Origin of the sequence: Pseudomonas qingdaonensis, assembly GCF_018398475.1 — a bacterium.
GTDB classification, from domain to species: Bacteria; Pseudomonadota; Gammaproteobacteria; order Pseudomonadales; family Pseudomonadaceae; genus Aquipseudomonas; species Aquipseudomonas palmensis.
This window is the reverse complement of record NZ_CP074676.1, coordinates 2,667,985-2,686,652: the sequence shown is the minus strand read 5'-3', so window position 1 is coordinate 2,686,652 and position 18,668 is coordinate 2,667,985. Positions and strand designations below refer to the sequence as shown.

Annotated in this window: 22 protein-coding genes; 9 read left to right on the top strand and 13 right to left on the bottom strand. The window is 66.4% G+C overall.

The annotated features are described in order from the left end of the window. The first annotated feature begins 38 nt into the window (after positions 1-38). Complete coding sequence (locus tag KH389_RS12255) at positions 39-1,232, top strand: MFS transporter (RefSeq protein ID WP_213607409.1); 1,194 nt, start codon at positions 39-41, stop codon at positions 1,230-1,232. Positions 1,233-1,237: 5 nt separating this feature from the next. Beyond that, the gene (locus KH389_RS12250) at positions 1,238-1,609 is read left to right on the top strand and encodes a DUF4440 domain-containing protein (protein WP_210014986.1); all 372 of its coding nucleotides are present in this window, start codon (positions 1,238-1,240) and stop codon (positions 1,607-1,609) included. A gap of 78 nt (positions 1,610-1,687) precedes the next feature. On the opposite strand, the gene ku is transcribed toward KH389_RS12250, so the two are convergent. Genes ku through KH389_RS12235 form a run of 3 tightly spaced genes read right to left on the bottom strand, consistent with a single transcriptional unit; the run spans position 1,688 to position 3,639 of the window. Continuing rightward, a complete protein-coding gene (gene ku / locus KH389_RS12245) occupies positions 1,688-2,518 on the bottom strand; it encodes a non-homologous end joining protein Ku (RefSeq protein WP_058540248.1) in 831 nt (276 codons plus the stop codon). 14 nt (positions 2,519-2,532) lie between these two features. Continuing rightward, positions 2,533-3,441: an SDR family oxidoreductase gene (locus tag KH389_RS12240; protein WP_043860037.1), complete on the bottom strand. Its 909-nt coding sequence runs from the start codon at positions 3,439-3,441 to the stop codon at positions 2,533-2,535. 27 nt (positions 3,442-3,468) lie between these two features. Further along, the gene (locus tag KH389_RS12235; protein WP_043860038.1) at positions 3,469-3,639 is read right to left on the bottom strand and encodes a metallothionein; all 171 of its coding nucleotides are present in this window, start codon (positions 3,637-3,639) and stop codon (positions 3,469-3,471) included. A 189-nt stretch (positions 3,640-3,828) separates the two neighbouring features. Between KH389_RS12235 and KH389_RS12230 the strand changes: the two genes are divergently transcribed. Further along, a complete protein-coding gene (locus tag KH389_RS12230; RefSeq protein WP_054914434.1) occupies positions 3,829-4,443 on the top strand; it encodes a Yip1 family protein in 615 nt (204 codons plus the stop codon). Between the two features lie 15 nt (positions 4,444-4,458). Here KH389_RS12230 and KH389_RS12225 read toward each other — a convergent pair whose 3' ends face one another. The 3 genes from KH389_RS12225 to KH389_RS12215 all read right to left on the bottom strand — a co-directional run bounded on the left by KH389_RS12225 (position 4,459) and on the right by KH389_RS12215 (position 7,155). After that, entirely contained in the window at positions 4,459-4,722 is a 264-nt protein-coding gene (locus tag KH389_RS12225; protein ID WP_043860040.1) for a DUF1652 domain-containing protein, read from the bottom strand. Positions 4,723-4,849: 127 nt separating this feature from the next. Continuing rightward, positions 4,850-5,803 carry a methyltransferase gene (locus KH389_RS12220; RefSeq protein WP_043860041.1) on the bottom strand — a complete coding sequence of 318 codons (954 nt, stop codon included), beginning with the start codon at positions 5,801-5,803 and terminating at the stop codon, positions 4,850-4,852. An 11-nt stretch (positions 5,804-5,814) separates the two neighbouring features. After that, positions 5,815-7,155 (bottom strand): iron-containing redox enzyme family protein, encoded by a 1,341-nt coding sequence (locus KH389_RS12215; RefSeq protein WP_213607408.1) that lies wholly within the window; start codon positions 7,153-7,155, stop codon positions 5,815-5,817. 214 nt (positions 7,156-7,369) lie between these two features. On the opposite strand from KH389_RS12215, the gene KH389_RS12210 reads away from it, so the two are divergent. The 3 genes from KH389_RS12210 (at position 7,370) to KH389_RS12200 (ending at position 8,501) form a co-directional block, all read left to right on the top strand. Next, the gene (locus KH389_RS12210; RefSeq protein ID WP_370409158.1) at positions 7,370-7,543 is read left to right on the top strand and encodes a KGG domain-containing protein; all 174 of its coding nucleotides are present in this window, start codon (positions 7,370-7,372) and stop codon (positions 7,541-7,543) included. Between the two features lie 65 nt (positions 7,544-7,608). After that, positions 7,609-8,169: an ATP-dependent Clp protease proteolytic subunit gene (locus KH389_RS12205; RefSeq protein WP_043860043.1), complete on the top strand. Its 561-nt coding sequence runs from the start codon at positions 7,609-7,611 to the stop codon at positions 8,167-8,169. A 104-nt stretch (positions 8,170-8,273) separates the two neighbouring features. Further along, positions 8,274-8,501, top strand: coding sequence for a DUF6555 family protein (locus KH389_RS12200; protein ID WP_043860044.1), 228 nt, complete (start codon positions 8,274-8,276; stop codon positions 8,499-8,501). Between the two features lie 54 nt (positions 8,502-8,555). Here KH389_RS12200 and KH389_RS12195 read toward each other — a convergent pair whose 3' ends face one another. The 6 genes from KH389_RS12195 to KH389_RS12170 all read right to left on the bottom strand — a co-directional run bounded on the left by KH389_RS12195 (position 8,556) and on the right by KH389_RS12170 (position 13,569). Next, positions 8,556-9,251 (bottom strand): glutathione S-transferase N-terminal domain-containing protein, encoded by a 696-nt coding sequence (locus KH389_RS12195; RefSeq protein ID WP_213607407.1) that lies wholly within the window; start codon positions 9,249-9,251, stop codon positions 8,556-8,558. Beyond that, positions 9,244-9,780: a GNAT family N-acetyltransferase gene (locus KH389_RS12190; RefSeq protein ID WP_043860046.1), complete on the bottom strand. Its 537-nt coding sequence runs from the start codon at positions 9,778-9,780 to the stop codon at positions 9,244-9,246. The genes KH389_RS12195 and KH389_RS12190 overlap by 8 nt, the downstream gene beginning before the upstream one ends. Positions 9,781-9,855: 75 nt before the next feature. Next, positions 9,856-10,338: a DUF934 domain-containing protein gene (locus tag KH389_RS12185; protein ID WP_043860047.1), complete on the bottom strand. Its 483-nt coding sequence runs from the start codon at positions 10,336-10,338 to the stop codon at positions 9,856-9,858. Further along, the gene (locus KH389_RS12180) at positions 10,326-12,008 is read right to left on the bottom strand and encodes a nitrite/sulfite reductase (protein ID WP_100632707.1); all 1,683 of its coding nucleotides are present in this window, start codon (positions 12,006-12,008) and stop codon (positions 10,326-10,328) included. Before KH389_RS12180 ends, KH389_RS12185 begins: the two co-directional genes overlap by 13 nt. A gap of 195 nt (positions 12,009-12,203) precedes the next feature. Beyond that, positions 12,204-13,280 (bottom strand): sigma-54 interaction domain-containing protein, encoded by a 1,077-nt coding sequence (locus tag KH389_RS12175; protein WP_043860049.1) that lies wholly within the window; start codon positions 13,278-13,280, stop codon positions 12,204-12,206. Between the two features lie 97 nt (positions 13,281-13,377). Then, a complete protein-coding gene (locus KH389_RS12170; protein ID WP_213607406.1) occupies positions 13,378-13,569 on the bottom strand; it encodes a hypothetical protein in 192 nt (63 codons plus the stop codon). An 11-nt stretch (positions 13,570-13,580) separates the two neighbouring features. On the opposite strand from KH389_RS12170, the gene KH389_RS12165 reads away from it, so the two are divergent. Genes KH389_RS12165 through KH389_RS12155 form a run of 3 tightly spaced genes read left to right on the top strand, consistent with a single transcriptional unit; the run spans position 13,581 to position 17,594 of the window. After that, a complete protein-coding gene (locus KH389_RS12165; protein WP_054914432.1) occupies positions 13,581-14,804 on the top strand; it encodes a lipase family protein in 1,224 nt (407 codons plus the stop codon). 15 nt (positions 14,805-14,819) lie between these two features. After that, positions 14,820-16,016 (top strand): LLM class flavin-dependent oxidoreductase, encoded by a 1,197-nt coding sequence (locus KH389_RS12160; protein WP_213607405.1) that lies wholly within the window; start codon positions 14,820-14,822, stop codon positions 16,014-16,016. Between the two features lie 3 nt (positions 16,017-16,019). Next, a complete protein-coding gene (locus tag KH389_RS12155; RefSeq protein WP_196932178.1) occupies positions 16,020-17,594 on the top strand; it encodes an ABC transporter substrate-binding protein in 1,575 nt (524 codons plus the stop codon). A 118-nt stretch (positions 17,595-17,712) separates the two neighbouring features. On the opposite strand, the gene hpaA is transcribed toward KH389_RS12155, so the two are convergent. Further along, positions 17,713-18,615: a 4-hydroxyphenylacetate catabolism regulatory protein HpaA gene (gene hpaA / locus KH389_RS12150; protein ID WP_043860076.1), complete on the bottom strand. Its 903-nt coding sequence runs from the start codon at positions 18,613-18,615 to the stop codon at positions 17,713-17,715. Positions 18,616-18,668: the final 53 nt, after the last annotated feature.

Sequence of the window (18,668 nt, the reverse complement as noted above, 5' to 3'; positions counted from 1 at the left end):
CCCTACACTGCGCCCATCGTTCTCCAGCGGCGCCCGTCATGCCTTTTCGCAGCAAAGTCAGCCTGATCTTCCTGATGGGTTTTGCCCTCGACCTGCTCAACCTGTTCGTGCTCAACAGCGCCTACCCCGCCCTGCAGCGCCAGCTCGGCGCCTCGGTCACGCAGCTGGGCTGGGTCGGCAACGCCTACATGCTCGGCCTGACCCTGATCATCCCGCTGGGTAACGGGCTGGCGCAGCGCATCGGCGAGCGCGCCACTCTGCTGCTGTCGCTGGCCCTGTTCGGCCTGGGCTGTGCCCTGGCAGGCTCGGCCCGGAGCATCGAGGCACTGATCGGCTGGCGCCTGCTGCAGGGCCTGGGTGGCGGCTTGCTGATCCCGGTGGGCCAGGCGCTGGCCTACCGCGCCTGCCCCGCCAGCGAGCGCGCCGGCCTCACCTCGCGGGTGATGATGGTGGCCCTGCTGGTGCCGGCGCTGTCGCCGGCGCTGGGCGGGCTGATGGCCGACCAGGGCGACTGGCGCTGGGTGTTCTTCGCCCTGCTTGCGCCCACCCTGGCGTGCGCCGCGCTGGTGCTGGCCTGGCTGCCCGGCGGTCGGCCCCAGCCCAGCGCACGGCCGGCCCTGGACCTGCGCCTGTTGCGCCAGCCACTGCTGCACACCGCCATGCTCATCTACCTGTGCGTACCGGGCGTGTTCATGGGGATCAACCTGGTGGCGGCGCTGTACCTGCAAGGCACGCTTGGCCTGAGCGCCACTGCCACCGGCGGACTGATGCTGCCGTGGGCCGCCGGTGCGCTGGCGGCGATCGCCCTGAGCCGGTGGCGCTTCAACGCACTGGGCCCACGCCCGCTGCTGCTGGCCGGCATGGGCATTCAAAGCCTGGCGGTGCTGGCGTTGGCCAGCCCCTGGCTGGTCGCCCACCCCGGTTGGCTGGTGCTGCTGTATGCGTTGCTGGGCCTGGGCAGCAGCCTGTGCAGCAGCACCGCGCAGACGGCGGCGTTCGTGGCGATCCCCGAGGCGGCCATGGGCGCGGCCAGTGCGTTGTGGAGCCTGAACCGGCAGTTGAGTTTCTTTTTCGGGGTGGCGTTGCTCGGCGCAGTGCTCGACTGGCGATTGCCGGAGCCTACAGCCTACGCGCAAGCGCTGGCGCTGGGCGCCGCGCTGACTTTGCTGCCCTTGCCCTGGGTGCTGCGCCTGCCGGGCGCCGGGGCCCTGTTTGTTCAACCTGTGGAGTGAGTGCAATGCCAGAGCGTAATGCGGGGTTTGAAGAGGTGCTGGAGGCGCATGTGCAGATCCGCCAGTGGCTGGCCGGCGAGGCACGGCCGCCGTTGCTGGAGCGCTTTGCCGAGGGGTTCTCGATGTTCACGCTCAAGGGCACGGTGCTCGACAAGGCGCAGCTGGAGAGTTTTTTTGCCCAGGCCTATGGCTCACGGCCTGGCCTGCGCATCGAGATCGATGAGATGCACGACGTTGCGCCGGGGGTGGTGACCTATCGCGAGCATCAGCAGGATGACAGCGGCCAGACCACGCTGCGCTGGTCGACGGTGGTGTTCGACGCGCAGGGCAAGTGGCTGCATTTGCAGGAGACCGCGGTAACGCCGCAGCCTGTGTAGGAGCCAGCCTTGCTGGCGAAGCGAACACCGCAAAAGCCCGACAGACCGCAGTGTGGCCTTCGCCGGCAACGCCGGCTCCTACCGCGAAGGCGCTGCCTTCCTGGCCGGCGCCTTCTTGCCCCCACCCAAGCTGCGCTTGAGCAGCTCGGTGAGGTCGATGATGTCCGCCCCCTTGCCTGCTGCCTGGTCTTCGGGCGCCTCCACGGTGGCGATCTTGCCCTGACTGGCCTTCTCCTCCACCAGCGCCATGATGGTGTCCTTGAAGTCGTTGTGGTACTCCTGCGGCGTCCAGTGCCCGGCCATGTCCTCCACCAGACGCTTGGCCATCTGCAGCTCCTTCTTGTCCACCGTGGCCGCGCTCACGCTCTTGTCCAGCTCCAGCCCTTCGAGCCCGCGGACCTCATCGGGCCAGCGCAGGGTGATCATCACCAGGGCGTCCTCCAGCGGGCGCAGCAGCGCCAGGTGCTGCTGGGTGTGCAGCACCACCTTGGCCAGCGCCACCTTGCCGGTGCTCTCCAGGGTCTGGCGCAGCAGCGCATAGACCTTGCCACCGCGCTTGTCCGGCGCCAGGTAGTACGGCGTGTCGAAGTGCTGCAGCGGGATCTCGTCACTGCCCACGAACGAGAAGATATCGATGGTCTGGGTGGCCTCAGGCCGCGCCTTGCGGATCTCGTCCTCGCTGATCACCACATAGCGGCCCTTCTCGAACGCCACGCCCTTGACGATATGCTCCTTGTCGATCTCCTTGCCGGTGACCTTGTTCACCCGCTTGTAGCCCACCGGGTCCATGCTGCGCTTGTCGAGCCAGTCGAAATCGACACGGTCGCTGCTGACCGCCGTGGTCAGCGACACCGGGATATGCACCAGCCCGAAACTGATCGCGCCCTTCCAGATCGCCCTGCTGGCCATGCTCGTCTCCTCGCCTAAGGCAATGGGTTGCCACCGGTCACGCCAAACACTTCACCGGTGATGTAACTGGATTCCTGCGACGCCAGCAGCACGTACAACGGCGCACACTCGGCCGGCTGGCCGGGGCGCTTCATCGGCGTGTGCCCGCCGAAGTCGGGGATCTTCTCCGGCGGCTGCCCGCCGCTGGGCTGCAGCACCGTCCAGATCGGCCCCGGTGCCACCGCGTTGACACGGATGCCGCGCTCGATCACCTGCTTGGCCAGGGCCTTGGTAAAGGCCACGATCGCCGCCTTGGTGGTGGCGTAGTCGAGCAGGGTCGCCGACGGCTGGTACGACTGGATCGATGCGGTGTTGATGATGGTGGCCCCGGCCGGCATCAGCGGCACGGCCGCCTGGCACAGCCAGAACAGCGCGTACACGTTGGTCTTCATGGTGGCGTCGAACTGTTCGCTGCTGACCTGGCCCACCTGCTTGCGCGCCACCTGCTTGCCTGCCACGTTGACCAGGATGTCCAGCCCGCCCAACTGGTCGTGGGCCTGGCTGACCAGTTCGCGGCAAAAGGCCTCGTCCTTGAGGTCGCCCGGCAAGGCGATGGCACGCCGGCCCTCGGCCTCGATCAACTGGATGACTTCCTTGGCATCGCTGTGCTCGATGGGCAGGTAGTTGAGCACGATGTCCGCACCCTCGCGGGCAAAGGCGATGGCCACCGCACGGCCGATCCCGGAGTCGGCGCCCGTGATCAGCGCCTTGCGCCCCTGGAGCCGGCCAAAGCCCTGGTAGCTGTGCTCACCGTGGTCCGGCTTGGGTTGCATGCCGCTGTCCAGCCCCGGCGCCGATTGGCCCTGGGCCGGAAACGGCGGTTGCGGGTACTGGGTCAGCGGGTTGCGCATGCTGTACTGGTTGCTGGGTTTTGGCGTCGACATCGGGATCCTCCGGTACGGTTCAGTGCCTCAGTGCGTGGGGGCCTGCCTGGCGCAGCCGCAACCACTGGCAGAACAGGGTTTGCCGGCCGGGTGATGATCGGCGCAGGCCTGACAGCAATAAGACTTGCCTTCGCGTTGCACGGGGTTGTCGCCAACCTTGCAGTTGCAGTCCGGGCAGGCACAGGTCTGTTGGTCCATGGTCTTGACTCCTGAAGGTGATGGTCGTCATCGGTGGCGCCGTTTGGCGCCCCTGCAAGAAGTGACCGGCCCGCGCGCGCAATGGTTCAAGGCAGTTGGTCCGCTTGCGGCAAAGCCGATGAAACCCTGGCCGCTTTGTGACCTCCACAGAACACGAGGGGCCCTTTCGCCCCGGTACCGGAGACCGCCATGACAAGCCACCTGGTCAAGCTGTTCACCCAACCCAACTCGGCGTGGGCCGATATTCGCCACGACGAGGAAGCCCACCCGCGTCACTACCTGTCACACCTGCTGTTGCTGGCACTGATCCCCACCGTATGCCTGTTCATCGGGATCACCTCGGTGGGCTGGAGCCTGGCCGAAAACGAGAACGTGCGCCTGAGTGCCAGCAGCGCGTTGCAGCTGTGCATCCTGCTGTTTCTGGCGATCATGGCGGGCACGGTGCTGATGGGGGCATTCATCCGCTGGATGTCGCGTACCTTCGATGCACGCCCCACCCTCAACCAGTGCATCGGCTTTGCCGCCTACACCGCCACACCGTATTTCGTAGCCGGGCTGGCCGGGCTGTACCCGAGCCGTTGGCTGGCGGTCACGATACTGGGCGCGGCCACGGTGTACGCGACCTTTCTGCTGTTCACCGGTCTGCCGACCTTCATGCGCATCCGCAAGGAAGACGGCCTGCTGTACTCGGCCAGCGTGTGGGGGGTGGGGTTGCTGGTGCAGGTGACCATCCTGGTGTCGATGATCCTGTTCTGGTTCAACACCCTGCAACCGGAATACCTGCGCCCGGCCGGCCTGGGCTAGCCGGGCGCATGGGGGTCAGGCGCGGTACAGCCTGCGCGGCTGCAGGCCCATGGTGCGGCGCTCTTCGCGGATCTGACCCACCAGGTCCGCGATGGCCCGTACGTCGGGCAAGGCGCTCAGCTGGATACCCGTGACCGTAAGCTCGGCATACTCGGCATCGGCCGGCAGGTGGATGGTCAGCGCCAATCCGTCGCTGCACGCCACTTCACAGCGCCATGGCAGAAAGGCGCCTTCTATCAGGCGACGCAGTTCCAGATCACACACTCCGTTCATTGGCATGATGCAACCCTCGATGTCTCAGGTGTAACCACTAGTAAGGGCCCCCCGGGCCCGACATTCAAATCGAAAACTCCAATACAGCCCCCGGCATCTGATTGACCGGGGCAATGAAACCGCACCGGCATGTTCAGCCGTTGCGCGTCACCGTCAGCCCCACCGCTGCAATGCGCTCGACCTGCTCGTAGCCAGGTTCGAGCAGTTGCTCGCCAAACACGTCAGGGTCCAGCTCCTGGTAGTGCCACGACCATTGCGGGGCGGTGAGCTGGGCACGGATGGCGGCCAGGAACGGGTCGTGCCCGTCGACCATCGCCACCCCGGTGTACAGCAGCAGCGTGCCGCCCTGGCTCAGGCGCCCGATTGCCTCGTTGACGATGCGCAGCGACAGGTCGGCGCCCAGGCTGCCGCCACCGTGCCGATAGGCGCGGCGGCCGGCATCGAGCATGTACGGCGGGTTGGCGACGATCAGGTCGAAGTTGCCGGTAATGCCCTGCAGTACATCGCTGTGCGCCACCGACACATTGGCCAGCCCGGCCAGGGCCACGTTGATCGCGCTCAGGCGCAGGGCGTCGGGGTTGATGTCCAGCGCGGTGACCTGGGCGTGCCGGCGTGCACGGCCGATCAGTATCGCCCCTACCCCGGCCCCGCAGCCGATATCCACCGCGTGGTTGATTTCGCTGAAGCGGCCCTGCAAGTGGCTGGCAATGAAGTGTGCGAAACGGTAGCTGTCGGGCCCGAAGAACACCGCATCGGCCTGCGTGGTGGGAAAGCCCGAATGCACGAACAGCAGGTCCTCCAGGCTCGACCAGCGCACCCGGCTGCGCCAGCAGTCGCCGTCTTCGTCGAGAATCTGTGCCACGCGCATCTGCGCCAGTTCGTCGGCCGACAGCAGCGAAGCGGTGAACGGACGGTTCCAGCCAAAAATGTCGCGCAGGGTGCGCGCCCGCGCCGCGCTCTGGCGCTCGTTGTTGCGCTGCTGGGTCAGCGGGGTGACGCAGGTGAAGCGGTAGCCGTCGGCCTGCAGGCGCCGGCCCAGTTGCAGCAGGGCCTTGTCCGCTTCAGGCTGGCAGGTGTTCAGCAGCATGGTGCACTCCTTCAGTTTAGGCCGGTGAGCTGGCGGTACATCCGCGTGGCCTGCAGGCCGCGCGGCAGTGCATGGCGGTTGCCGGCCATGGCGTCGATCAGGCGTTCGATACGGCACTGTGCGGGCAGCGCCTGCAGCTCGATGTCGAGCGCGGTGTCGTCCGAAGGCATCGAGGGTTGCAGGGCGCTGCCCTGGGTACGCTCGGGGTTGCCGGCCGGCTGCCAGTCGCCGGTAATCCAGTCATGCAGCAGCTGCTTCTCATACACGCTGAACACTCCGAACATCGCCGCGCCCGGCCCCTCGATCACCTGCCAGAAGCGGCTGAGCTGTGGGTCCTGCCCGCGTTTGATCCAGCCCTTCTGTTCCAGCACGCCAAGAAAGCCCGGCATGCTGCCCGGCTCGGCCAGCCATTGATTGACGGTGCGCCCCTGGAAGCGGCAGTAATCCGAATGCATGTGCTGGCCGAAGGCGCGTTTGCGTTCGAGCAGCGCTACCACCTCGGCCTCCAGGTCAAAGCCTGCGATGATCGCCGCCGAGCCCTGGCCCAGGTCGTTGAGCCGGTAGCCGGCGGCCACGCGCTGGTAGAAACGCCCGTCGTCCTGCTCCGGGCTCAACTGCTGCAGGGCCTGCACGGCCTTGCGTGCATGGCCGCTGCTGGCGTTGTCGATGGTGACGTGCAGGCGAAAGTACTGGGCATCCAGGCCCAGTTCGTCGAGCTCGTAGGCGCTGATCAGCAGGTGCAACGGCAGTTGCTCATAGCCCAGGTTGTAGCCGATCACCTCGGGCAGGAACATGTCGCTGTTGGCCCCCAGCGCCAGTTGCAGGCAGCCTTGCAGGTAACGCTCGTCGGGCAGCGGCACCGGCTCGTGGCAACCGGCCTCGGCCAGCAGGCGGCGATAGATCAGCACATGGTTGCAGGCCGGGTCGCCATCGCCCAGCTCTTCGAGGTAGATACGGATCAGCCCGTGATAGCGCGGGTCGGCCCAGTGTCGCAGCAGCCCGTGCAGCCAGGCGCCGTCCACCGCCTTGGTGGGGGCCACATGGTGCAGAAAGTACAGCGCGTGGGCGCGAGTGCTGAAATAGCGCCGGGGCGCGCCGGCCTTGCGCCCGGCCAGGTACTCGGCGTATTCGCCGGCAACTGCGGCGGTGCGCCGGTCGGTCCACGCGTCCAGTTCGCCCGGGGTTGCCGGCAGGTCGTCCTGCAGTCCCTGGGTGCGCAGCAGTTGCTCGGCCAGCCAGGCGGCACTGCCCACCAGGTCACCGCGCAGCAGCGCCTGGTAGCGGTTGAGCAGGTCGCCGGCCTGAACCTGCGCCAGGTCGGCAGTCGGGCGGGTTGCGTTCATCACGGTCATGGCCGTTGTCCTCTTGGCTGCCCCTTGCAGTCGATATGCAAGGGAATGGGCGCTGCGCTGCAAAGTTCCACAGCCCCGCCAAGCGGATGAAAAAGTCGTGCGGGCTTACCGTTCGTCTCATGCACGCAAAGATTTTAAAACTTTGCCCCGTGGCCTATCTCCACACCTATGTGAGGTCCACAAGGCTTCGCATCCCAATGACATGAGGATCAGCATCATGGACAAGAAAGAAAACTCGGGAAACTTTGCCAACGACAAGAACAAGGCGTCGGAAGCCGGCAAAAAAGGTGGGCAGGCCTCCGGAGGCGGCGCTGGCAGCCAGGGCAACAAGAAGCCTGACGCCACCAAGTCTGACACCCGCAAACCAAGTGGTGGTGGTCGTAGCTGACGCTCGAGCGACCGGCGCACCGAGGGTGCGTCGGTCTTGAGGACTCTTGATCTTGAGGACTCTTGATGAAGCAGTACGTCATCCACTTTCACTGCCCGATCGATCAGGGCACCACCGAGCGCTTTCGCGACCGTTGCCTGCAGGCGATCGACGAAGGGGCCAGCGCCCTGCTGCTCAACCTGTCGACCATCGGCGGCAGCACCCACCTGGGGTTCTCGATCTACAGCTTCCTCAAGTCGCTGCCGGTGCCGGTCAGCGCGGTGAATGCGGGCAACATCGAATCCATGGGCATCGTGATGTACCTGGCCGCCAGCGAACGCCTGGCCGTGCCCCACTCGCGGTTTCTGATCCACCCCATGACCTGGCACTTCAGCCAGAGCGCGGTGGACCACTCGCGCCTGCGTGAATACCTGTCGAGCCTGAACAACGACCTGGAGCGCTATGCGCGGATCTTCGAACTGGAGACCGCCCATGCCGAGCGCAAACTGGACATCATCCACTGCCTGTCGGCCGAGGAACGGGTGATCCCTGCCTACGATTCGCTGGCCTGCGGCATGGCCCACCGGCTGGAACAGGTAGTGTTCGACACCGATGCCCGCCACCTCACCGTCAGCGCCGAACACTGATGTCGAACAATCAGACTGAATTATTTGGTGGCTGGAAGGTACTTAGTTAGGCGGTATGAGTGAACACGCATCGGTCACCACGTTGAAAGGATTTTCAGGGAACCATGAACAACGCAAAACTCTTCGTCATCGACTATCAATTGCACGGCAAACAGAAGTCCTTCGTGATTCGTGCCGAGGCGATGGACAACGCCGAAGCCTGGCACTGGGCCAGCTGTGACGCCGGGGTGGGGCATATTCCGCGCTATGGGCGCGAGAAGGTAAAGAAGGTCAGCAAGCCACTGGCCGAGCGGTACGGAATCACCGAGGTGACGTGGCGCCAGAGCCACTGAGACGGCGCTGCGTTCAGCGCGGGCCAGGCCCGCGCTGAACGCAGCACAACCCGGTCAACCCGGAATCAGCAAGCCACGCTGCACCGCCGGCCGCGCCAGAAACGCCTCCAGCACGCGGCGAACCTGTACGAACTCTTCGATCCGCACCAGATCCCCCGCTTCGTAGAAACCGATCAGGTTGCGCACCCACGGCAGCGTGGCGATGTCCGCGATGCCGTACTCGCCCATGATCCAGTCGCGCCCGTGCAGGCGCCGGTCCAGCACGCCCAGCAGGCGCCGCGCCTCGTCCACGTAGCGCTGCAGCGGGCGCTTGTCTTCATAGGCCTTGCCGGCGAACTTGTTGAAGAAGCCCACCTGGCCGAACATCGGGCCGATGCCGCCCATCTGGAACATCAGCCACTGGATCGTCTCGTAGCGCGCAGCCGGGTCTTCAGGCAGCAGTTGGCCGGTCTTCTCGGCCAGGTACAGCAGGATCGCCCCCGACTCGAACAGCCCCAGCGGCTTGCCCCCCGGCCCGTGCGGGTCGAGGATCGCGGGGATCTTGTTGTTGGCACTGAGCGAGATGAACTCGGCGCTCAGTTGATCCTCGGTGGCAAAGTCCACCTTGTGCGCCTCGTAGGCCAGGCCCGTCTCTTCGAGCATGATCGACACCTTCACCCCGTTGGGCGTGGGCAGCGAATACAGTTGCAGGCGCTCGGGGTGGCGGGCAGGCCATTTGCGGGTGATGGGGTAGGCAGAAAGATCAGTCATCGGCAGCCTCTGGTTCGGCAGTGGCGCAGGCGCGCACCATCACCCAGTCACGGTGACGTTCCGGCCCGCAGACAAAAATGGCCTCGCCCACCTGGCGGAAGCCATTGCGTTGGTAAAAGCGGATCGCCCGGCTGTTGTGTTCGTTGACCGTCAGGCGGATCGCCCCGCCCACCTGGGCCAGGGTGTCCTCAAGCAGGCGCTGGGCCGCGCCCTGGCCATGGTGCTCGGGCAGTACGTAGCAGCGGCTCAGTTCCGGCAGGCCGTCGGCCGCCTCGATACCCAGCGCCTGCGCCGCCTTGTCGATCAGGGTGTAGCCCACCACCACGCCGTCATGCTCCAGCACGCGCAATTGCTTGGCGCGGCTGATCAGGTGCAGGCAGAAGTGTTCGGGCTGAAGATGGCCTCGGATATAGGCGGCAAGCGCCTTGGCCGACGAATCGGCGGGGCTTGCCAGGGCGAAGGTCTGGCTGGCGATGTCGCTGAGGGCTTCAGCATCGGCCGGCCGGGCAGTACGGGTACTGAAAAGCATGCTGCAACATCCTGTCCAACGGGCGAACCTGCATGGTAGCCCGTTCCATCACCGGCGCGACAGCACCCTACGCACTCAACGTCGCCGAAACAGCGGCCTGGGCTCGATCACCGAACGCCCGTAGAGCACGCTCATGCCCTGCAGGCCCTTGAGCGCGTCGGCTGCCGACTTGTCCTCGCGCACGGCAAAACTGTCGAAACCGCACTGGCGCATGTGGCTCAGCTGGTCGCGCAGCACATCGCCGACAGCACGCAATTCGCCCTGCCAGCCCAGCCGCGTGCGCAGCAGGTAGGCCTGGCTGTAGCCACGGCCATCGCGAAACGAGGGGAAGTCGATGGCGATCAGCGGCAGCACGCCCAGCCACAGCTGCAGCGACTCGACATCGTCATCCGGCCCCAGCCACAGCCCGTGATAACCACTGGGCTGCGCCAGCCAGCGGTGCAGCGGCAAAATCAGCGCGCCCGTCGGCAGCGGCGCCTCCTGCTCGCGCAGCAACTGCCAGCTGTCGCCCTCCACAAGCTGCGCCTGCCCTTGGCGTATCGCGATCACATTGCGCATGTGGACACCTCCGGCTGCCTGGCATAGACGCGCTCCTTGAACGGCTCCAGCCCCACCCGCGCCACGGTGTCGACGAAGGGCTCGTCGAGTTCGCGGTAGGCGCAGTAGGTGGCCACGATCTGCTCGATCACGCGGGGGATCTCGGCGGCGCTGAACGACGGGCCGATCACCTTGCCCAGTGCGCTGGCCTTGCCCTGCGCCCCGCCCAGGGTCACCTGGTACCACTCGCTGCCGTTCTTGTCGACGCCCAGGATGCCGATGTTGCCGATGTGGTGGTGGCCACAGGCGTTGATGCAGCCCGAGATGTTCAGGCTCAGCTCGCCCAGGTCGTGCAGGTAGTCGAGGTCGTCGAAGCGGCTCTGGATGGCCTGGGCGATGGGGATCGACTTGGCGTTGGCCAGCGCGCAGAAGTCGCCGCCCGGGCAGGCGATGATATCGGTCAGCAGGCCGATGTTGGCGGTGCCCAGGCCCTGCTCGCAGGCCAGACGCCACAGCGGGTACAGGTCGGCCTTGCGGACATCGGGCAGGATCAGGTTCTGCTCGTGGGCGATGCGGATTTCACCGAAACCGAAGTGCTCCGACCAGTCGGCCACGTTGTCCATCTGCTCGGCGGTGAGGTCGCCGGGGGGCGCCGCCGGGCCGGGCTTGGTCGACAGCACCACGCTGGCATAGCCGGCCACCTTGTGCGGCTGCACGTTGCGCGAGACCCAGCGGGCGAAGGAGCGGTCCATGGCCAGGTGGGTGCCGTAGTCCAGGTCGCCGTCGGGCTGCGCGGCGTAGCGTGGCGGCGCGAAGCCTTCGGCTACCCGCTGGAACTCGGCTTCGGTGAGCTGCGCCGGGCCGTCCTTGATGTGTTGCCATTCCTGTTCGACTTCACGGGCAAAGGCCTCGATGCCCAGTGCCTTGACCAGGATCTTGATGCGCGCCTTGTACTTGTTGTCGCGCCGGCCATGGCGGTTGTACACCCGCAGGATGGCCTCGACGTAGGACAGCAGGTGCTCCCACGGCAGGCCCTCGCGGATCTGCAGGCCCAGGATCGGCGTGCGCCCCAGGCCGCCGCCGACCATCACCCGCAGGCGCATCTGCTGGCGCCCGTCGCGGTAAAGGTACAGGCCGATGTCGTGCATCATGATCGCTGCGCGGTCCTGGCGGGCCGAGCAGATGGCGATCTTGAACTTGCGCGGCAGGAACAGGAACTCGGGGTTGATGGTCGACCACTGGCGCAGGATCTCGGCCAGCGGGCGCGGGTCGATGATCTCGTCGGCGGCGACGCCGGCGAAGGCCTCGGTGGTGATGTTGCGCACGCAGTTGCCGGAGGTCTGGATCGCATGCATGTCGACCTCGGCCAGGCGCTGCAGGATATCCGGCACTTGGGCCAGCTCGACCCAGTTGAACTGGATGTTCTGGCGCGTGGTGAAGTGGCCGTAGCCGCGGTCGTAGTCGCGCGCGATGCTGGCCAGGGTGCGCATCTGGCGGGCGCCGAGGGTGCCGTAGGGGATGGCCACGCGCAGCATGTAGGCATGCTTTTGCAGGTACAGGCCATTTTGCAGGCGCAGTGGCAGGAATTCTTCTTCGCTCAGTTCACCGGCAGTGAAGCGCTGCACCTGGTCGCGGAACTGGGCTACGCGCTCGAACACCAGTGCACGATCGTATTCGTCGTAGTGATACATGGTCGGACCTCATCAGGGAGGCCGCTACTATGGCTTCGAGGTGTACTGGGTTACAGATTCAGGTTGGGGGGATTAATGCGGATCAGTTGACCCGGTGGCGCCTGTATCGCGGGTCAAGCCCGCTCCCACAGAACGATCACAGCCCCTCAAGTCGGTGCACAACCTGTGGGAGCGGGCTTGACCCGCGAAGGGCCCTTACAGGCCGACAGTATCGCTACGCTTGAGCTCGCCGATCTTCTCCAGCCGCGCCCGCACGATGTTGCGGCTGATGTTGAGCAGGCGCCCGGTCTGCAGCTGGTTGCCGTGGCAGTAGCGGTACGCGGTGCGAAACACCGTCTCTTCGATATGCTCGTACAAATCCTCGACGTTCTGCTCGAACAGCGCCGTCAGCGCCGCCTCCAGGCTCGGCGCCTCGGGCGTCTGCAGGCGCAGCGGCTGGGCGCTCTCCTCCTGGCGGATACCCACCGAGCGCATGTCCACCAGGTGCAGGTCGGCCGGCTGCACCACCTGCTGGCGGCACACCAGCAAGGCATGGTGAATGGCATTCTCCAGCTCGCGGATGTTGCCTGGCCAGCTGTGCCCCAACAGCTTGCGCTCGCTCTCCAGGCTCAGGCTGGCGCGGCTGTAGCCCAGGCGCTGGCAATGCTCCTCGAGAAAGAATTCGGCCAGCGGCAGGATGTCGCCGGGGCGCTCGCGCAGCGGCGGCAGGCGGATGGTCGCCACGTGCAGGCGGTAGAACAGGTCTTCGCGAAAGTGCCCCGCCACCACCGCATCGGCCAGGTTGACGTTGGTGGCCGCCACCAGGCGCACGTTGATCGGGATCGGCGTGCGCGACCCCAGCCGCACCACTTCGCGTTCCTGCAGCACACGCAGCAGCTTGACCTGCATGTTCAACGGCAGGTCGCCGATCTCGTCGAGAAACAGCGTGCCGCCATTGGCTGCCTCGAACCAGCCCGCCTTGCTGTTGGTGGCCCCGGTGAATGCGCCCTTTTCATGGCCGAACAACTCGCTCTCCACCAGGGTTTCGGCAAAGGCGCCGCAGTTCACCGCCACGAACGGTTCGCGACCGCGCCGGCTCAACTGGTGGATATGCCGCGCCACCAGTTCCTTGCCGGTGCCGGTCTCGCCGATGATCAGGGTGTTGGCCTCGCTCGGCGCCAGGCGCTCGATACGGGCCAGCAGTTCCTGGGAGCGAGGGTCCTTGAACACCAGCACGGTGGCACGAACGGATTTGGTCAGTTCCCGGGCATGGGGATGGGTAATCAGCGACATGGTGCATTCCTGGCATTGATAGCGCCGGCCCATAGTGCACGAAACAAATTAGAACAAATAATTATTAATTCATCTTTGTATATTCCAATTTCACCTATCAGAAGCCACCTGCTGAGGCACTGCTGCCACAGCAGCAATCCGGCCCCGGCGGTTGCTTGCGAATCAGCAGCGCGGTGCTGGGCAGCGACTGGATAAAACCAGTAAAACCCTTTTTATTCAGCAGGTTGCGTGAACATTTCAGCATCTGGCACGGCTTTCGCTCTGCACCCGGCATCGTTGTTTCGCCCAAGGAAGCCCCTGATGAAATTCCCGCACTCCGTGGCCTTCGGCCTGAGCCTGCTCGCCCTCTCCTGCGCCGCCATGGCCGCCGACACCTACGCCCCCACGCCCGACCCGCTGCAGGGCGACGGGCGCGTTTCGGCGTTCTACCACTGGGAACAGGCGATCCCGGCCACCCCCGGCAGGTTGCTGCGCAGCGAGCCGCTGGAGCAGACCCTCAGCCTGCCCGGTGCGGCCAGCCAGCTGCGCATTCTCTACAGCTCCACCGACGGCATCGACGGCAAGACCCCGATCGCGGTCTCCGGCGCGCTGTTCATTCCCCAGGGCAAGGCCCCGGCAGGCGGCTGGCCGGTGGTCACCTGGGGGCATGGCACCGTCGGCGTGGCCGACATCTGCGCGCCGTCCTGGTCGGGCCGCTCGTACCGCGACGTGCAGTACCTGGCGCGCTGGCTGAACGAGGGCTATGCCATCGTAGCCACCGACTACCAGGGCCTGGGCGTGCCCGGCGGCCACCCGCTGCTGAACAACCGCATGGCCGCCTACGGCATCCTCGACGCGGCCCGCGCCGTGGTCAGCGGGGTGCCGGGCCTGGCCAACAAGGTGCTGGTGGTCGGCCAGTCCCAGGGCGGCGCCGGGGCCTTCGCCTCTGCCGCCTATGCCCCCACCTACGCTCCGGACCTGGGCCTGAAGGGCAGCGTCGGTACCGGGGTGATCTACACCGTGGGCGCCAGCAACGTGGGTGAGCAGGACCCGAACAAGGTCGACGCGTCACTGGCCTACGGTTTCTACACCCTGCTGGCCGCGCAGCAATACGACCCGAGCATCGACCCGCGCGACTTCTACACCGACAAGGCCCTGCCACTGTTCGAACAGGCTCGCACCACCTGCCTGGCGTCGCTCACCGCCGATGTGATCGGCACCGGGCTGACCCCGGCCAACACGCGCAAGGCCAACGACGGCGCACAACTCAAGCCGTGGCTGGCGCAGGTCTCCTACCCGACGCTCAAGCTTGCGCAGCCGATCTTCATCGGCACCGGCGCCGAGGACAAGACCCCCGCTGCCGTCACCCAGGTCAGCCTGATGAAGGACGCGTGCGCTGCCGGCTCGGTGGTCGAGGGCCACCTGTACAAGGGCCTGGGCCACAGCGAGACGGTCAATGCCTCGCTCAAGGACTCGCTGCCCTTCGCGCGCAAGGTGTTCAGCGACCAGCCCGTCACCCCTATCTGCAACCCCAGCGTGCAATAAGCCAGGAGCCTGCCCATGAGCATCGAATTCTTTACCCGCCTGCCGCTGCACGGTGAAACCCAGTTCCTGCCCGGCGACCCGCGCAACCGCGGCGACTGGCATGCCGGCGGCGCCAGCACCGGCGCGGTGTCGGGGTTTGCGGTCGGTGACCACTTCACCTACATCGACTACCTGGGGCAGATTGCCCGGGCCGCCGAAATCAACGGCTTCGGCGGTGCGCTGATGGTCAATGCGCCGTCCGGCGAAGAGCCCTGGACGGTGTGCTCGCTGCTGGCCCGCGAAACCCGCACGCTGAAGTTCGTCACCGCGTTCCAGCCCTACCACTACACCCCGTGGGTGGCGGTGCAGCAGGCCGCCACCTACCAGCGCGCCAGCGGCAACCGGCTGGTGTGGAACATCATCAACGGCGGCTCGGACGCCCTCCAGCGCCAGGTCGGCGACCTGGCCGAGCACGACGAGCGCTACGCCCGCGCCACCGAGTTCATGGATGTGGTCAAGGGCTACTGGCACTCGGAGCACTTCCACTACGACGGGCGCTTCTACAAGGCCGAATGCGGCGGCCTGCGCGGGCCGCAGAAAAAGGCTGAGCTGCCGCTGATCTGCACCGCCGGCTCGTCGATTGCCGCCCGCGAGTTCGCTGCAAAGCATGCCGACTTCTACCTGATGCGCGCCGAACACCCCGACGAGATCGCCGCGCTGATCGCCGACATCCGCCAGCGTGCACTCACGTTCGGCCGCAGCGACATCCGCTTCGGCCTGTCGATCGACGTGATCGCCCGCGAGACCGAGGCACTGGCGCTGGCCGAAGCCAAGCGCTTTTTCGACGAGGGCGTGGCCAGGGGGGCCGCCAAGGCCAAGGCGGCCCACGAAGGGCTGCGTACCGCGCGCAAGCTCAGCTACGAGGAGGACTACCGGCCCGAGCACGACGAGCGTGCCTTCGACGATTTCTTCATCTACCCCAACGTGTGGTCGGGCTTCAGCCACATCGGCATCCCGCCGGGCCTGGCGCTGGTGGGCAGCTACGCCAACGTGGTGGCGCGCATTCGCGAGTACAACGCGCTGGGCATCGACCTGTTCTTCCTGGCCGGCTACCCGCACCTGGAAGAAGCCTACCGCCTGGGCGAGCACGTCCTGCCGCACTTTCGCGGTGAACGGCAGGCGCTGAGCCGGCCCGTGCAGGCCACCGCGCAGTTGCGCGCGACAGGAGCCTGAGCCATGAACCCCAACCACTACAGCCGGCGCCAGTTCATCGGCCAGGGCCTGGCCATGGGCGGCGGCCTGCTGCTGGGCACCAGCCTGCTCAGCGGCTGCGGCCCGGATGACGCCCCCGCCCCCGCCGCCGGGGTGGCCCAGCCGCGGCACGGCGGGCGCCTGCGCCTGGGCATCCTGGACGGCGGCCAGACCGGCAACCTCGACGCCCACAAGCCCATCGGCAGCGGCATCGTGCGCGGCTTTGCGCTGTACAGCAAACTGTGGGAATGGGACGAGCAGATGCAGCCGCGCCTGGCCCTGGCCGAGTTCGCCGAGGCCAGCAGCGACGCGCGCAGCTGGACCCTGCGCCTGCGCCAGGGCCTGGAATTCCACAACGCCAAGACCATCGATGCCGACGACCTGATCTTCTCGATCCGCCGCCTCACCGACCCGCAGCTGGCTTCGCCCTACGCCGCCTTGCTGCACTGGGTGGACCGCGACAACCTGGTCAAGCTCGACAACCGCACGGTGCGCCTGAGTTTCAAGGACGGCCGCAGCTTCCTGCCACTGCCGGAAACCTGGGTGAATTTCGGCGGCATCGTGCCGGTGGACTATCACCCGGTCACCAACCCGGTCGGCGCCGGGCCCTACCGGTTCAAGAGTTTCACCCCCGGCCAGCGTTCGGTGTTCAGCCGCTTCGAGAACTACTACAAGGCCGGCAGGCCGTATGCCGATGAACTGGAGATCATCGACTTCAAGGACCAGGTCTCGCGCCTGGCCGCGCTGCGTGCCGGGCAGATCGACATGGCCAACGGCATGCCCAGCGAGCAGTTGCAGGTGCTCGAGCGCGACCCGCGGCTGAACCTGGTGACGTCGATCAGCGGCAACTGGCTGTCGTTCGAAATGAACACCAGCAAGCCGCCATTCAACGACCCGCGGGTGCGCGAGGCACTGCGCCTGCTGGCCGACCGCGACGAGCTGGTGCGCCGCGCCCTCAACGGCCAGGGCCGCGTGGCCAACGACCTGTACGCCCCGTTCGACCCTACCTTCAACCACGCCCTGCCCCCGCGTGCCCATGACCCGCAGCGCGCCGCGCAACTGCTGCGCGAGGCTGGCCAGGAACACCTGCGGGTGGAACTGGTGACCACCGCCGGGCCGGCGCTGGCCTCGGCGCTGGTGCTGGCCGAGCAGGCCAGGCGCATCGGCGTGACCCTCGATGTGCGCCAGGTCGACAGCGCCACCTTCAACGGCCCGCAGCAGGACCAATGGCTGCTGAGCACCGGCGGCACCATCGGCGCGCCGTTCCTGGCCAGCGCCATGCACACCGACGCGCCGTTCGCGGTGGCCAACAAGACCCACTTCGACGACCCGCAGTTCACCCAGCTGTTTCTGCAGGCCATGGCCCAGCCGGACCTGGCCAGGCGCACCGAACTGGTCCACCAGGCGCAGCAGATCCAGTACGACAAGGGCGGCCTGCTGATCTGGGGCTACGCCAACCTGCTCGATGCGTTTTCACGCAAGGTCGGCGGCGCGGCGCCGGAGCAGACGTTGTTCAGCACCTGGCGTTTTGAAAACCTGTGGTTGAACAACGCCGCCTGAGCGCTCTGAAAAGTACAAGCGCACCCCTGTAAAAGGCATTTTTCCGTTACACCGCTACCGCCATCATGGCGGCAGCGGCGCTTGCCGCGCCTAACAACAAAAACGGAAAAATGCCATGTCAGCGCACGCCCGCCTGCCGTTGGCGGTACTCGCCCGGCGTCACCTGCGCATAGCGCAGGAAAAACCGGCTGAAGTACGCCGGGTCCTTGAAGCCCAGGCTGTAACAGATCTCGTTGGCCGAACTGCCGGTGAACAGCAGCAGGCGCTTGGCTTCCTGCATCAGGCGCTCCAGGATCAGGCGCTTGGACGGCAGGTCGGCGATACGCCGGCACACGTCATTGAGCCGCGCCTCGGTCACCCCCACCCCCAGCGCATAGCGCGACAGCGGCCAGTGCTCCAGGTAATGCGCCTCGATCAGCTCGTTGAAGCGGTGGAACACCTGCAGGTCCTCATGCCGGGTCTGGCGCGCCGGCAGCGAGCGCGCGCACAGGCGCAGCAGGCTGAGCATGATCAGCCGGGTCAGGCTGTCCAGCGCCGGGCCACGGCCCACCTGCGCGGCATTGATCTCGCGGTGCAGCTCGTCGAACAGCAGCACCAGGCGCCGCGCCTCGTCGGCAAACCGTCCCTCCAGCCCGCTCAGCGCCACGCACGCCGGCGCCACCTGCGGCCCAGGCGCCAGCGCAGGGTCGGCTTCGAGCAGTTGCCATACCAGTTGCTGGCGCACGGTCAGCACGTGGCCATCGGCGTCGGGCTCGGTGACGAACGAGTGCGGGATGGTCGGCGGGGTAAGGAAGAACATCGGCCCCGACTCCACGTACTGCTGGTCGTCCAGGTACACCCGCACCGTGCCGCTCTTGACGTAATGCACCTGAAAGTAGCGGTCGTGGCGGTGCACCGGCATGTTGCGGCCGAAAAAGCCGGCCAGGTTGCCGAGCTTGTCGTAATGCACCTCGGCATCGCTGTACCGCTGGTCGTAGACCTGCCCGATGTTGATGTTGGGAATCGGCGTGCGTTCGTTCATGACGGGGTTTCCTGCTGTGTTCTTGTTCTGCCGGCAGCTTAACGCCTGACACG

Coding starts and splice junctions, on each gene's coding strand:
- KH389_RS12230 (WP_054914434.1), top strand. CDS start 3,829: ATGACAAGCCACCTGGTCAAGCTGTTCACCCAACCCAACTCGGCGTGG.
- KH389_RS12185 (WP_043860047.1), bottom strand. CDS start 10,338: ATGCGCAATGTGATCGCGATACGCCAAGGGCAGGCGCAGCTTGTGGAG.
- KH389_RS12225 (WP_043860040.1), bottom strand. CDS start 4,722: ATGCCAATGAACGGAGTGTGTGATCTGGAACTGCGTCGCCTGATAGAA.
- KH389_RS12240 (WP_043860037.1), bottom strand. CDS start 3,441: ATGTCGACGCCAAAACCCAGCAACCAGTACAGCATGCGCAACCCGCTG.
- KH389_RS12160 (WP_213607405.1), top strand. CDS start 14,820: ATGAGCATCGAATTCTTTACCCGCCTGCCGCTGCACGGTGAAACCCAG.
- KH389_RS12215 (WP_213607408.1), bottom strand. CDS start 7,155: ATGACCGTGATGAACGCAACCCGCCCGACTGCCGACCTGGCGCAGGTT.
- KH389_RS12255 (WP_213607409.1), top strand. CDS start 39: ATGCCTTTTCGCAGCAAAGTCAGCCTGATCTTCCTGATGGGTTTTGCC.
- KH389_RS12220 (WP_043860041.1), bottom strand. CDS start 5,803: ATGCTGCTGAACACCTGCCAGCCTGAAGCGGACAAGGCCCTGCTGCAA.
- KH389_RS12195 (WP_213607407.1), bottom strand. CDS start 9,251: ATGACTGATCTTTCTGCCTACCCCATCACCCGCAAATGGCCTGCCCGC.
- KH389_RS12250 (WP_210014986.1), top strand. CDS start 1,238: ATGCCAGAGCGTAATGCGGGGTTTGAAGAGGTGCTGGAGGCGCATGTG.
- KH389_RS12200 (WP_043860044.1), top strand. CDS start 8,274: ATGAACAACGCAAAACTCTTCGTCATCGACTATCAATTGCACGGCAAA.
- KH389_RS12190 (WP_043860046.1), bottom strand. CDS start 9,780: ATGCTTTTCAGTACCCGTACTGCCCGGCCGGCCGATGCTGAAGCCCTC.
- ku (WP_058540248.1), bottom strand. CDS start 2,518: ATGGCCAGCAGGGCGATCTGGAAGGGCGCGATCAGTTTCGGGCTGGTG.
- KH389_RS12155 (WP_196932178.1), top strand. CDS start 16,020: ATGAACCCCAACCACTACAGCCGGCGCCAGTTCATCGGCCAGGGCCTG.
- KH389_RS12205 (WP_043860043.1), top strand. CDS start 7,609: ATGAAGCAGTACGTCATCCACTTTCACTGCCCGATCGATCAGGGCACC.
- KH389_RS12180 (WP_100632707.1), bottom strand. CDS start 12,008: ATGTATCACTACGACGAATACGATCGTGCACTGGTGTTCGAGCGCGTA.
- hpaA (WP_043860076.1), bottom strand. CDS start 18,615: ATGAACGAACGCACGCCGATTCCCAACATCAACATCGGGCAGGTCTAC.
- KH389_RS12235 (WP_043860038.1), bottom strand. CDS start 3,639: ATGGACCAACAGACCTGTGCCTGCCCGGACTGCAACTGCAAGGTTGGC.
- KH389_RS12165 (WP_054914432.1), top strand. CDS start 13,581: ATGAAATTCCCGCACTCCGTGGCCTTCGGCCTGAGCCTGCTCGCCCTC.
- KH389_RS12175 (WP_043860049.1), bottom strand. CDS start 13,280: ATGTCGCTGATTACCCATCCCCATGCCCGGGAACTGACCAAATCCGTT.